The 293-nt window shown below is 51.5% G+C and carries 1 pseudogene; it reads left to right on the top strand.

Features of this window, described 5'->3' with window-relative positions:
* Nucleotides 1–293: pseudogene (locus MUW49_RS22175) on the top strand (IS630 family transposase); the annotation flags it as partial.

Here is a 293-nt window from a genome sequence, read left to right as displayed (position 1 = left end):
GACCTTGCGGATAAAAGACCCAGCCTATCAGGAAAAAATGGCGAATATCGACGCCGCGCTGGCCCGCTGTGATGCCGATAATCCGGTGTTTTATGAGGATGAAGTCGATATAGACCTCAATCCCAAATTAGGAGCCGACTGGATGTTCAGAGCGCAGCAAAAGCGGGTTGTCACACCGGGGCAGAATGCCAAGCATTATCTGGCAGGCGTTCTCCACGCAGGCAACGGAAGGGTACTTTACGTCAGCGGGATCAAGAAAAACTCATCGCTGTTTATTGCCATGCTGGAAAAGC

Origin of the sequence: Aeromonas sp. LsrichE-8G (genome assembly GCF_022869435.1) — a bacterium.
GTDB classification, from domain to species: domain Bacteria; phylum Pseudomonadota; class Gammaproteobacteria; order Enterobacterales; family Aeromonadaceae; genus Aeromonas; species Aeromonas caviae.
The sequence above is the reverse complement of the archived record's forward strand: the minus strand, read 5'-3'. Positions and strand labels throughout refer to the sequence as shown.